The organism is Halalkalibacter alkaliphilus (assembly GCF_023555415.1).
Classification (GTDB): Bacteria; Bacillota; Bacilli; order Bacillales; family Bacillaceae_D; genus Halalkalibacter; species Halalkalibacter alkaliphilus.
Map to the genome: position 1 here is coordinate 255,848 of NZ_JAKRYL010000001.1, position 12,770 is coordinate 268,617.

Genomic DNA, 12,770 nt, shown 5'->3' on the forward strand with positions numbered 1-12,770 from the left:
CAAAAGCACCTATCGATTAGGTGCTTTTGTGTGTTCTATTGATTAGATCGTGCCAATTAGACCTCAAACATCTCGCCTTCAATCAAACCAATCATCTCAATTCTTGCTCCTTCATTATAAACATTTCCGGCAATAGTGTTTTGGACAGAAACAATGGACCCTTTCTTTAAGAATAGATCACCAATTAATTTACCATCTAAACAAAGTTTGGCTCCTGGTAATACAGTAAGATTTCCATTAAATGTTCCTGTTAATAAGGTATCGCATTCTACTACCAAATCCTCTTCTTGACCATTCGTACTAATCAATTTCATGTAATCCCTCCTCAGCTAAAATTGCTCTTTAATAAAGTCTGGGACTTCATCGTCAGGGAAAGTTTGGAAGTCTGGATACATATGTTGATGATAGTAAAAGGCAACAATGTAGGTTCCCTGACTGCTCCAAGTTGTAGTTCGTAACATTTGTTCCAGTTGTTCTGCGTCGTTAATTCGTAACGCGTCATCACGACTTTCAAGAGTATGATCTAGATTGTTTTCGTGAATATATTCGTAAACACTACTATGGTCATCGTTTTTAATAACAATCGCATAGGCAATGTCATCAGCGGTCATTCTTGCTTGATCTAGTAAACCTTTTTGATCTAGCCATTCTTCAATTTGAACGTATGACTTTTTCCATTGTGAGCGAATTCGTTTGTTATTCGTCCATAAATATTCAACCTCTGCCCATGGAGCGCGATACTCATGGCTTTCTTCATAGGACTCTTCTTCGATTTCCGATTGTAAGAGTTGATGGAATTCATTCATTTCATCGGGATCAGTAAGAACCAGCCTTTTTCCGCCTTGTGGTACGTTGAGGGCAATTCGGTCTAATTGCGAAAGGTCATCAACAGCAAGAACTGGATTTTGGTTTCGTTTGTATTCTTGTGATTCCACAATTGGTTTATATAAGCTTTCATATTGTTCTGCAGGAATACGATATTGTCGTACTAGTCTCTCTCCATTTTTCAACTCATAACCAAATGCCACCAGACGAGACTCTTCGTTATTCGCTCGGATCGAAGGTTTATCGGCGATAAGCTGTTCGTGGAAAGAGTGAATGTTTTTTATGTTACTTTCATCTTGATAAAAATAACTAGGCCTAATTTCTCTTTCATAGCCATCAAAATATCGGCCTTCATCGTCATCTAAAAAATGGACAGTGTCTGCAAAATAGACTTCGTGCACATCATCGACATTTGGGATGTTTTTTTCAAATCCGATCACATCCATTTGTACAAAGAAACCAATGATGATAATGAATACTGCATAAATGGCATAGCCTTTCCATTTCGTAAAAACTCTCCAGCTTTTTTCTAAAATCATCACGGCAAGGAAATAACCAATGATAGAAGCTGTTACATAACCAAAAACAATCCAACCGGGGGCATCGTTTGTAGTAGCCCCAAAGTATAATCCACCGACTAACATCGTACAGAATGTCACACCATATTTAAAAATAGGTTGTAACGGTCGAAACGCGATCGCTTGAGTAGCAGCTTCGACATTCCTTTTCCTATACATCCATAATGAGCAAAGATAGAAGAAGACAATAAATAGTAGATAGCCGATAAATTCTAGCATCGTTAGTGATGTATGTGTCAGTTCATTCACACGTACAAAAGGGATAAGCCTCTCTACATTTTTGTTTAAATAGTAATCCGCAGACAACCCATACAAAGAGAACTGTAGATTCATGAGAACGAGTATGGATATCCCAGCGGGAAAGAGTAACATTATATAGATAAGAGCACCTTGCAACACAGACATCCCTGTAAGCAACGCAACAAACACACCAGCAATAAAAACAAATATATTAAAAAAAGAAGTCCATGCTACCCATTCTACGATTGCTTGATAAGATAATAGCTCTTGTAATGGCATGACGCTTCCTAATATTAATAGAACAATCCCTGTTAAGAGAACAGGCACAAGCAGAATAAGAACACCTAGGATGACATGTAAATGATAAATAGCTTCTCTTTTTATTGGTAGACTGTGCATGTAGTCACTAGAAAGCTTAACTTGCATATAGCGAAAAATAAAAATAGAAAGCAAGACAGGAATTAAGAACAACAAAAACACTTGAAAAGCGTTTGAAATGGCGAATAAACTTGTCGAATCCCTTACAAAAATATGATGATAATGCCCATCTCTTGAATAAGCCATTAAAATTTGTAATGGCAATGCAAAAAGCAGGCAGAGGAAATAGGCAATTCCGACCCATCCGACACTTCTTAAATCTTGAATCATGATTCCCCGATTAAACGAGAATGTTTTCGATAGCATAGCCGACATCCCTCATTTCATAAATAAAAATCTCTTCAAGAGTGAGTGGTAAAATATCAAATAGAACAGGGTGGAACGTATCGATATGAGAGGTTACCTTATCCTGCTTCCCTCTAACAATATATAAACGCACACTCCCACGTTCTTCCTTATATAAAATATCAAATCCATGTAAGAAAACAGCTGGTACTTCTTGCTTGAAGGCAACCTGAATCTTATGAACATCCGATTTTAAATCATCCAAATCTTTTTCAATCCTTAGTTGACCATGATGCAAGATCCCAACCTGATCACAGAGGTCCTCTACTTCACGTAAGTTATGAGAAGAAATTAAGATCGTCATTTCACGCTCAGCAACATCTTGGACTAGCAAGTTTTTCACCTTTTGCCGCATTACGGCATCAAGACCATCAAAGGGTTCGTCTAAAATTAAGATGTCTGGCATCGTTGATAACGTAAGCCAAAAAGATACTTGTCTTTGCATTCCCTTTGACAGACGGTGCACCTTTTTGTTGACATCAATGTTGAAAACATCTTTTAAACTCTGAAACCGTTCCTCGTTCCAATTAACATACATACTTTTATAAAACTGTGCGGCTTGTTTAATGGTTGAGTTCGGGAAGAAAAATAATGAATCAGCAAGAAATATAATCCTTTGTTTCCATTGAACATTTTCAAAGATTGGCTCTCCACTTATCAAAATTTCTCCTGAATCTTGCTTATAAATACCGGCAATCATTTTTAATAACGTTGTTTTCCCAGCACCATTTGAGCCAAGCAGACCGTAGATCGAACCTTTTTTAATATGGAGATTAATACCTTGAACGGCTTCGAGTTCGTCAAATCCCTTTTTAATGTTCCTCACTTCAATCATGTTCTTCTCCTCCTTTCACCGATTTCTCTGCAATATCAAGTAAAGATAGAATATCTTCTTTGTCCATCCCTAAATACATGGCTTCCGATAAGAGTTTAATCAGCTCTTGTTTCATTTTTTTCACCTTTTCCTCATTTATTGTTTCTGATTGAGGGGCTACAAATTTCCCTTTACCTGGAATCGAATAAATGTACCCTTGATGCTCTAGCTCCCGATATGCTTTTTGAATTGTATTTGGATTAATCGTTAATTGTTGCGAGAGAACTCTTACAGACGGGAGCTGCTCATCAGGTTGATAAACTTCGTGAATAATTAGCTCTTTCATTTTCTCAACTAACTGTTCATAAATCGGCTTCCTGCTACGTGTATCTAACTGGAACATGGCTTCCCCCTTTCTAGGATGTCTATTTTGTACTAACTGAACTAACTGTACTATTTATCATAATACAGTTTTAATTATATATAAATTGGCTGGTTTTGCAATACTTTTCCAATAAATAAATCATTTTGATTACTGGCGCTAGCCTAATACTCTTCAAACTTTGCTTAAAAAAACGTTATTGTATTGGTATCTTCTCGTATTTGACTAAATTAATGATCGTCTTCAGCTGATAACATAACTTGTTTTTATTCCTTACATTCTAAAAATCAAAAAAACAGTGGAAATCTAGGAGCATAAAAGGTTATAAAACCTTTTCAACTTCCTAGATACCACTGCTTTTTTTGGTATGTCATCTATTCTCTCGCTTAGATGTTGTATTACACTCCTGCATAGGATAAAAATCCTCCATCAACCGGGACAGTAATCCCTGTAATAAATCCTGACATATTTTCATCTGACAACCAAATTAATGTGCCAAGTAAATCTTCAGGTGTTCCAAACCTTTGCATCGGAGTATGAGCTAATATTTTGTGAGAGCGCTCTGTTAAGGAGCCATCTTCATTCGTCAACAATCTTTTATTTTGTTGTGTAAGGAAAAATCCAGGTGCAATTGAATTGACTCTAATCCCAACTTCAGCCATATGTACCGCTAACCATTGTGTGAAATTATCAATACCTGCCTTTGCCGCACTATATGCTGGCACCTTTGTCATTGGTGACGGCGCACTCATCGAAGACATATTAATAATGGTTGCCCCTTTTTTATTCATCATTTTCTTTGAAAATACTTGAGTTGGAATAATCGTACCAATTAAATTTAAATTAAAGACAAACTGAAAGCCTTCTGTAGTTAGATCGAAAAATGTCTTTAGCTCCTTATTTTCGAGATCCTCTAGTTTTAACGTTTCATTTGTAGTTGAACCATCTGGATGATTCCCACCAGCCCCATTTATTAAAATATCACACTCACCGAGCTGTTCTGCAATGAGGGCTTCTGCTTCTTTTACGCTTTCAACATCTAGGACATCACAAGAAACTGCAAGAGCCGTACCACCATTCTCACGTATTTCTTGTTCAACTACCTTACCTTTTTCAAGCTGGCGATTTAATATCGCCACCTTTACACCTTGCCTGCCAAGTTCTTTAGCCATTGCCCCACATAATACACCACTTCCACCAGTAATCACCGCTACTTTCCCTTTCAAATTTTCATTGATTGGTAACATAACGCTTCCTCCTTTTTTGTACGCTCAAGCAAATCCCAAATACCCCATAAATACATAATCCCAAGTCCTCGATCATATAGTCCATAACCAGGTCTACACTTTTCACCCCAAATATGACGGCCATGATCCGGTCTTGCATAACCTGTAAATCCTATTTCATGGTAAGCTTTCATAATCTCCAAAATATCAACAGTACCGTCAGATGAGCGATGAGATGTTTCAATGAAATCGCCGTTGTCATACGTTTTGACATTGCGAATATGAGCAAAATGAATTCGGCACGCAAACTCTCTTATCATTTCAGCTACGTCATTAGTGGGATTTGCACCTAATGATCCACTGCAAAGAGTCAACCCATTAGCAGGACGATCAACAAGCTTTAAGAAACGATGAATGTTCTCTTTGTTAATGATAATTCTTGGCAAACCAAAAACAGAAAACGGAGGGTCATCTGGATGAATGGCCATTTTTATATCGTTCTCTTCAGCAACTGGTATGATTTCTTCTAAAAAGTATTGCAAGTTTACCCATAAATCTTCTTCTGTCACGTATTTGTATTGTTCAAAAAGCTTAGATAAAGATTGGAGCCTCTCAGGTTCCCACCCTGGCATTGTGAGGGTTGAGTTGCCGGCGATTTCTTTCACTAATTCCACCGGATCAAGGTCTTTAATTTTAGCATTCTCGAAAAAGAGAGCTGTTGATCCATCTTCTAGTTCTTTAAACAGGTCCGTCCGAGTCCAATCAAATACAGGCATAAAGTTATAGCAAATAACCTTCACACCCGCCTGAGCCAACTTCTCAATCGTTCGCTTATAATTAGCAATATAGCGATCTCTTGTAGGCAACCCGAGTTTAATATCCTCATGTACGTTCACGCTTTCAACAACATCGATGTGAAAACCATGTTGGTTAGCAAGCTCTTTTACTTCCATAATGCGATCTAACGGCCATTCTTCTCCTGCTGGAATGTCATGAAGTGCCCAAACAATTCCCTCTACCCCTGGGATTTGTTTCACGTGCTCCAAAGGGATTAGGTCATTGCCTTCCCCAAACCACCGAAATGTCATTTTCAACGTGTCCCAGCTCCTTCCCCTCTACTTGATCGAATCCTAAATAGTTCTCAATGTTTGAATAACTAATGTCTTTTACTATCTTTCCTAGCTGTTCAAAATCAGCTGGGTATTCTCCATTTTCAACCCACTTACCGATTACATTGCAAAGAATTCTCCTAAAATATTCATGTCTAGTATAGGAAAGAAGACTTCTAGAATCCGTAAGCATACCAACGAAGTTAGATAATACCCCTACATTTGCTAATGTTTTTATTTGGTCTTCCATTCCATCACGCTGATCATTAAACCACCAAGCTGTTCCAAATTGGATTTTACCTGGTACTTCACTTTGAAAATTTCCAGCCAATGTAGCAACCATGTAATTATCACGCGGATTCAAGCAATACAAAATGGTCTTAGGCAAACAATCATTTATTTCTAACTCATTTAACAAATTTGCTAGATCCTGTGCATACGTAAAGTCTGCAATGGAATCAAATCCTGTATTTGGCCCTACTTTTTTTATCATTTTTGTATTTGCATTTCTGAGTCCACCAATATGTAGCTGCATCGCCCAACCCTTTTTAGCATAAAGTTGCCCTAAATAGACCATAAGTGCTGATTTGTATTGCACCACTTCTTCTTCATTGATTATTTCATTTGCTAGCGCTTTATTGAAAATCGTTTCTATATCAGATTCATGAGAGGTTCTATAGAAAGATGAATCTAATCCATGATCTGATAAACGGCATCCAACATCATGAAAATAATTCACTCGATCTTCCAATGCCTTTTTAAAATCTTGATAGGTAGCAATGTTTCTATTTGAAACCAACTCAAGCTCTTTTACCCAATCGCTAAATGAGTTCTTTTCAATATTTAATGCTCCATCCGGACGAAACGTAGGCAAAACCTTGACAGAAAAGGTTGGATCTTCTTTTAGCTGCTTATGATAAAAAAGAGAGTCTACAGGATCATCTGTTGTACATAACGCCTTCACTTTAAATTGATTAATGATCTCTTTTGCTGTTAAATCACCTGTTTGCAATTCTTTATTACATGTTTCCCATATGAACTCCGCTGTTTCTGGGGTCAGAACTTCATTAATCCCAAAGCAACGCTGCAGCTCGAGATGAGTCCAGTGATAAAGAGGGTTTCCTATAAGGTTTGGAACCGTCTCTGCCCATTTTAGAAACTTATCTTTAACACTTTTTTCACCTGTCACATACTCTTCAGATACTCCATTTGCTCGCAATGCTCTCCATTTATAATGATCATCACCAAGCCATACTTCTGTGATTGTAAAAAACCTTTTGTTCTCTGCTATTTCTTTTGCTGAAAGGTGGCAATGATAATCAATTATCGGCATATCTTTTGCATAGTCATGAAATAACCTCTTTGCCGTTTCCGTTTCTAACAAAAAGTCCTGATTCATAAATGAATTCACTTAATCACCTCAGTTACCAAGTTTTATCGCCTTAAAGGCAGCGCTTTCAAATGTTGTAGCAAACAACCAGCTGCCTGGCTATTTGACCTATTTAAAATACATCGGATAACGTTCTTTTAATTTTCCCTGATCTTCATTCACTAGCGTTAGATGCTCTGTTATGATCATTTTCGCTTTAACCGCATTCTTTTCTCGAATCGCGTGAATCATCTCTTCATGTTGTTGTAAAATGGTATCCCAATTATGTTCTTCTGTTAAACTAAGCATTCTAACTCGGTTTAAATGAACATTCATTTGTTGAATAATATTCCAGATCCTTTTCTTTCCACAACCTTCAGATATGGTTTCATGAAACTCTTCATCAAGCTCAAAAAATTTCTTATAATCCTTCATTTCAACACAACGCTTTTGTATATAAAAATTAAACTCTAATTTCTGCACATACTCAGGGGGAAAGACGCTGCATGCTAATTCTATGGCAGCTCTTTCTAAATGCTCACGAATAAATCGGGCTTCCTCTACATGCTTTAAATCAATTAGTGCAACAAATGATCCCCTTTGCGGATAGACCTCTAATAATTCATCCTGTACTAGCTTCACAAATGCTTCTCTAACAGGTGTTCTACTAACTTTAAGCATGTCAGAGATTTCTTTCTCTGAAATATTTAGTCCAGGTTCAAGTTTTAATGAGATAATATTTTCACGTAAAATGGTATAAACATAATCACGTGTTGAAGCGAATTTGTTTCTTTCATCAAGTTCCAAAATCACATTGCTACACCTCCTTATCTAGACTACCATACAAGTAGATTTGTATGGTAGTCTAGGGTGTTTACAACATCCTACCTATTTTTCAGGAATTCGTATAATATGTGGGTCTGTAAAGATATCGTATTCATCCCTGCTTGTAGTGGAAAACTCTGATACAATTGCACCCTCTTCACCCGATTGAAACCAGTGGAGAGTATTAGGAGGGATCGTAAATTGATCTCCAGGATGTAATTCAATTTCATGAAAGACCGTGTAATAGTCTTTGCTAGGACTTGGGATGTTAGCTTTTATGTTCTTAGTGGGCTCACCTTCCACATACAAATATACCTTCCCATAACGGCAGCGAAATGTCTCTGTTTTTCCTGCGCAATCATCTACTGGTGGATGCTTATGTTCAGGACATGTCTGCAGTGGAAACAATACCAATTCTTTCGCACAATAGTGCTCGTTATTTATATACGTTATTAATTCTAATCCTTGACGTTCTAAGTCATTTAACCCGAAATCGGCAATCTCAATTTTTTCTCGTTCTAAACTAGTTAATATAATGTTCGCTTTCTCAAAATAACTTATTGTTTTTAATTTTGCTTTTTGATAATCACTTACACTTACCATCTTCTCTCTCCCTGCAATGTAAAAGGTTTTCTTATGAATATAGGTTATAAATCAGCTGAATAATTTCCACCTGTTGTAATTTTATTGTTAGTGAAATTATCTATACTGTTTTTCTTCTCATAAAAATGAATGGCATGCTTCCTGACCCCATCCCTTGTATAAAAAAGGCTGTCATCTTTTAAAGGTAATTTCACAGACTCCCCAAAGCTAGAAGATTGATAAATGGCCGTTATGAGCTCAAGCGTTTGTCGACCTTGTACTCCATCAACAAGAACGTTTTTTTTCCCTTCCACAGCAAGGAGTACATCATGAATTTGGCCTGTGTGCCCTTCATACTGAACGACTGGATGTTCATCATACACTTGCTGAATCTTTGATTCTAATTCTTTATCTTCTACTGGGAAACCATTTTCTTGTGCAGTTGAGGCTTTTAACTTCCAAGGTACTGAAACACGCGCATTCTTTCCTTGAAATATCAATTGTTGTTCTTCTCCATGATGAACAACTGAACTTGTCACTTGGGCTAAACTTCCATTATCATAGCGACAAATGGCAATCGATAAGTCCTCTACTTCTGCATTATCATGAGATGTATTTGTGGATACAGCTGTTACTTCCTTTGGCATTCCGTTCATCCATTGAAAAATATCAATATGATGGACAGCATGATTTAACGTACAACCTCCTCCTTCTTTCTCCCATGTACCTCTCCACCATAAATCATAATAGCTATGTCCTCTCCACCAGAAAGAATCAACCTGAGTATGAACGATTGGTCCCATAAGTTTCGATTTAAGTACGTGCTTTAATTTCATCATTGGTGTCCCAAAACGATTTTGCGCGACAACTGATAACACCTTTTGATTTCTTCTTGCTGCCTCATTCATAGCATCACATTCTTCTAAAGAAGATGCCATCGGCTTTTCAACGAGTACATTTTTCCCAGAATTTAGTAAAGCAATCGCTGTTTCAGCATGTGTGTATGGCGGGGTGCAAACAGAAACTAAATCAATATCTGTGCGCTCCACTATATCCTTGATATCCCCATAAATATTAACATTTAAGTTAAATTCATTAGCTAGTTCTTCAGCTTTTTCTGGATAGATATCGCATAAGGCAACAATTTCACACCGATTAGAAAATTCTTGATAAGCTTTAATATGAGATGGAGATATCGCTCCTGTACCTATGATTGCTACTTTTAACATATTATCATCTCCTGAGATAGATTTTACTTAGCCATGAGTTGTCATTTATAAAAGAAAGCTTCCATCCACCTTAACCAAACAAATACCTGGTCTTAGTACTAACTAGTTCTTGTAACCAACCAGCTCTTACTTCGTAGCAACCGGTGTATCAGCTGTTTCAACTTGAATCGCTTTTTCCTGTGCATCGATACATAATTCCGCTGCTTTAAACGCATGTTCCTGTGTCATCGCATGTTCTGTTCCATTTAAGCAATCCAAGATGAATTCTCCAAAGAATGGGCAGCCAACTTTTCCGTTGCATTCGAAATGCTTTTCTCCTTCTTGATTAACGAGATACAAATGATCTCCTGAAGAATCTCTACCAATATCGATATATTTCCTCACTTCGATATACCCTTCCGTTCCTAAAATAATAACTCGGCCGTCTCCCCATGTACCGAGACCATCAGGTGTAAACCAATCCACTCGGAAATAAAACGTAGCTCCGTTATCAGCAACAAGCGTAGCGTCTCCATAATCTTCAAACTTGGGATATTGTTTAAAATGATAGTTTGCTACTTTGCTATGTAACACTTTTGCATCGTTTGCTCCTGAGAAATGTAAGAATTGCTCAATTTGGTGACTTCCGATATCGCATAAAATACCTCCATAATACTTCGGGTCAAAGAACCAATCAGGTCTAGCATTTGCTCTAGCACGATGTGGCCCTGTACCAATCACTTGTATGACTCGGCCAATAGCCCCTTCTTCAATTAATTGACCAGCAAATATCGCACTTTCTACATGCAATCTTTCACTATAATAGATTCCCCATTTCAAGCCCGTTTCTGCCGTTTTTTGTCTAGCTTTTTCTACTTGTTCCTTCGTTGTAAATGCTGGTTTATCTGCAAAGTAATGTTTGCCATGATCTAGTACTTTAAGCCCTAACCGACAGCGATCAACTGGAATATTAGCTGAAGCGACCAAGTGAATCGTTGGATCCTGCAATATTTCGTCCTCAGATACAGCTATCATCACTTCCGGATATTTCTCTTTAAACCCATCTACTTTCTTTTCATCTGGGTCATAGACAGCTACTAATTCCCCTCCTGCTTCTAGCAATCCATTACACATCCCATAAATATGACCGTGATCCAATCCAATCGCAGCAAAACGGAACTCACCTTTTTCAACAACTTGACTTACTTTCCCTTTAGGCGCATAATTCATGCCATCATTTTTGCTCATTGTCTTATCCTCCTCCATATGGGTGCTTTTATAATACTTATTCAATTAACAGTTTAATCATACTAGTATGGTACGATTAATTTTAAATGGCTTATGATATGAGGTGAAAAGCATAGGTATCTTATGAGTATGAAGTAATTAGAGAATCATCTAAGCCAATGTAGGAATCCGTTTCATCCTTTACAGGAGTAAGTTCAACCAACGTTAGTTCATTCTTCGATAAGGTTATATCGATTGTTAGCTCACCATTAATAGACTCACCATGTGATGTTCTCATAAGTGGTTTAGCTGATTGACGCAAGGTTTCTATCATTTCCCTACTAGGGAAACGTGGACGCCCCATTTCTTTCCATACTCTCCATGGGTTAGCATAGTCTTCATTAACAGTTTGACGTTTGATAAATACACCACCATCTCTTATTGGAATCGTAATGGATAATTCTTTTTCAAACCCTTCTCCTTTTTCCATTACAAGATTCCAAGCAACAAGGGCAATGGACCCGTCTTTCTTACGTGTTACAATGACATCATCATCACGATATAAACGTTCTTGACCTAACTTGTTAAAAAACGAGAATAAATGAAAGGTCGGTTTTGGTACTTCATTCATTCCAATCAACCCGAATCCGCCATGAAATTGAGCTCTTGGCACATCTCGCTCTTCAAAAATATCACTGAACGTCCAGTATGAAAATGAATCAACATAATCGCCGCCCTCACTAAGAATCCGAGCAAGATAGGTCGCATTTAAGGCTGTATCATGAACAGGATTAATAGGAGAATAAGATGTATTGTATTCCGTTATATGAAATGGCAACTCTGGAAAAGGAGATGCATCAATCATTTCCCTTACGTTTTTAAATTCATCAAGCATTTTCGTATTATCCGCAAGTTCCTGATAGTAATAATCTGGTGTTACCTTACTTGGCGGTCTTGATGTATAGGCATGACGTGAAACAAAGTCAACAGGAACTTCTTCTTCATGACAAAAATCAAGAAATTCAACGATCCACTCATCAGAACCTCCACATATAGCAGGACCTCCTACTTGAATATCTGGGTGTACTTCTTTTATCGCATTTGCTGTTACTTTATAAAGTTTGAAGTACTCTGTCTTATTTGCATCTTTCCAGAAGTTTACTAGATTAGGTTCATTCCAAATCTCAAAAGGCCATTTCAACACTTCTTCATCTCCATACCGATCTATAAAATGGGAGACAACAGCAATAATTAAATCCTTCCACTTATTATAGTCATTCGGAGGAGTTACATTTCCTTTCCACGTAAAGACTGTTTCTTCACTTGAAGCGAGCAGTTCTGGCATAAACCCAATTTCAACAAATGGCCGTATACCTAACTCCAAATAGGAATCAAAGATTCGATCAATGTATGTGAAATTATAAAATGGTTTCGTTTCCCCATTCACTTCAATTTCACGGTAAATTCCTACATTATCATGTAATAGGCCATGACCACGGATATATTCAAATCCTATCGATTGTTGAGCTAATTTCAAATGCTCTAAGTAATCCTTCTGTAATGCAAGCCCTAAACGTCCCGTCCCAACACAAAATTTCCAATTATTATTTAACGTTGCTTCTACCTCTTTACGAACCTTTATTTTTTTCATAAAATCCCTTC

At 37.4% G+C, this 12,770-nt stretch carries 12 protein-coding genes; all 12 read right to left on the reverse strand.

The window, feature by feature from the left end; translation table 11 throughout:
* Positions 1–56: 56 nt before the first annotated feature.
* The 12 genes from MF646_RS01150 to MF646_RS01205 all read right to left on the reverse strand — a co-directional run bounded on the left by MF646_RS01150 (position 57) and on the right by MF646_RS01205 (position 12,759).
* Positions 57–314, reverse strand: coding sequence for a hypothetical protein (locus MF646_RS01150; RefSeq protein ID WP_250094645.1), 258 nt, complete (start codon positions 312–314; stop codon positions 57–59).
* 15 nt (positions 315–329) lie between these two features.
* On the reverse strand, positions 330–2,327 hold the full coding sequence (locus MF646_RS01155) for a DUF6449 domain-containing protein (RefSeq protein ID WP_250094646.1): 1,998 nt from the start codon (positions 2,325–2,327) through the stop codon (positions 330–332).
* Positions 2,302–3,201: an ABC transporter ATP-binding protein gene (locus MF646_RS01160; RefSeq protein ID WP_250094647.1), complete on the reverse strand. Its 900-nt coding sequence runs from the start codon at positions 3,199–3,201 to the stop codon at positions 2,302–2,304. Before MF646_RS01160 ends, MF646_RS01155 begins: the two co-directional genes overlap by 26 nt.
* Positions 3,194–3,583 (reverse strand): GntR family transcriptional regulator, encoded by a 390-nt coding sequence (locus MF646_RS01165; RefSeq protein ID WP_250094648.1) that lies wholly within the window; start codon positions 3,581–3,583, stop codon positions 3,194–3,196. The genes MF646_RS01160 and MF646_RS01165 overlap by 8 nt, the downstream gene beginning before the upstream one ends.
* A gap of 377 nt (positions 3,584–3,960) precedes the next feature.
* Positions 3,961–4,809, reverse strand: a complete 849-nt coding sequence (locus MF646_RS01170) for an SDR family oxidoreductase (protein ID WP_250094649.1) — start codon at positions 4,807–4,809, stop codon at positions 3,961–3,963.
* Positions 4,785–5,882, reverse strand: coding sequence for a mannonate dehydratase (gene uxuA / locus MF646_RS01175; protein ID WP_250094650.1), 1,098 nt, complete (start codon positions 5,880–5,882; stop codon positions 4,785–4,787). Before uxuA ends, MF646_RS01170 begins: the two co-directional genes overlap by 25 nt.
* Entirely contained in the window at positions 5,845–7,296 is a 1,452-nt protein-coding gene (uxaC, locus tag MF646_RS01180) for a glucuronate isomerase (RefSeq protein WP_275980161.1), read from the reverse strand. The genes uxuA and uxaC overlap by 38 nt, the downstream gene beginning before the upstream one ends.
* 99 nt (positions 7,297–7,395) lie before the next feature.
* Entirely contained in the window at positions 7,396–8,079 is a 684-nt protein-coding gene (locus tag MF646_RS01185; protein WP_420842468.1) for a GntR family transcriptional regulator, read from the reverse strand.
* Positions 8,080–8,154: 75 nt separating this feature from the next.
* Positions 8,155–8,694: a D-lyxose/D-mannose family sugar isomerase gene (locus MF646_RS01190; RefSeq protein ID WP_250094652.1), complete on the reverse strand. Its 540-nt coding sequence runs from the start codon at positions 8,692–8,694 to the stop codon at positions 8,155–8,157.
* A 44-nt stretch (positions 8,695–8,738) separates the two neighbouring features.
* Entirely contained in the window at positions 8,739–9,902 is a 1,164-nt protein-coding gene (locus MF646_RS01195) for a Gfo/Idh/MocA family protein (protein WP_250094653.1), read from the reverse strand.
* A gap of 126 nt (positions 9,903–10,028) precedes the next feature.
* Complete coding sequence (locus MF646_RS01200) at positions 10,029–11,129, reverse strand: Gfo/Idh/MocA family protein (RefSeq protein WP_250094654.1); 1,101 nt, start codon at positions 11,127–11,129, stop codon at positions 10,029–10,031.
* Positions 11,130–11,250: 121 nt separating this feature from the next.
* Positions 11,251–12,759, reverse strand: coding sequence for a GH39 family glycosyl hydrolase (locus MF646_RS01205; RefSeq protein WP_250094655.1), 1,509 nt, complete (start codon positions 12,757–12,759; stop codon positions 11,251–11,253).
* Positions 12,760–12,770: the final 11 nt, after the last annotated feature.

Coding starts and splice junctions, on each gene's coding strand:
- MF646_RS01150 (WP_250094645.1), bottom strand. CDS start 314: ATGAAATTGATTAGTACGAATGGTCAAGAAGAGGATTTGGTAGTAGAA.
- MF646_RS01155 (WP_250094646.1), bottom strand. CDS start 2,327: ATGCTATCGAAAACATTCTCGTTTAATCGGGGAATCATGATTCAAGAT.
- MF646_RS01160 (WP_250094647.1), bottom strand. CDS start 3,201: ATGATTGAAGTGAGGAACATTAAAAAGGGATTTGACGAACTCGAAGCC.
- MF646_RS01165 (WP_250094648.1), bottom strand. CDS start 3,583: ATGTTCCAGTTAGATACACGTAGCAGGAAGCCGATTTATGAACAGTTA.
- MF646_RS01170 (WP_250094649.1), bottom strand. CDS start 4,809: ATGTTACCAATCAATGAAAATTTGAAAGGGAAAGTAGCGGTGATTACT.
- uxaC (WP_275980161.1), bottom strand. CDS start 7,296: ATGAATCAGGACTTTTTGTTAGAAACGGAAACGGCAAAGAGGTTATTT.
- MF646_RS01190 (WP_250094652.1), bottom strand. CDS start 8,694: ATGGTAAGTGTAAGTGATTATCAAAAAGCAAAATTAAAAACAATAAGT.
- MF646_RS01195 (WP_250094653.1), bottom strand. CDS start 9,902: ATGTTAAAAGTAGCAATCATAGGTACAGGAGCGATATCTCCATCTCAT.
- MF646_RS01200 (WP_250094654.1), bottom strand. CDS start 11,129: ATGAGCAAAAATGATGGCATGAATTATGCGCCTAAAGGGAAAGTAAGT.
- MF646_RS01205 (WP_250094655.1), bottom strand. CDS start 12,759: ATGAAAAAAATAAAGGTTCGTAAAGAGGTAGAAGCAACGTTAAATAAT.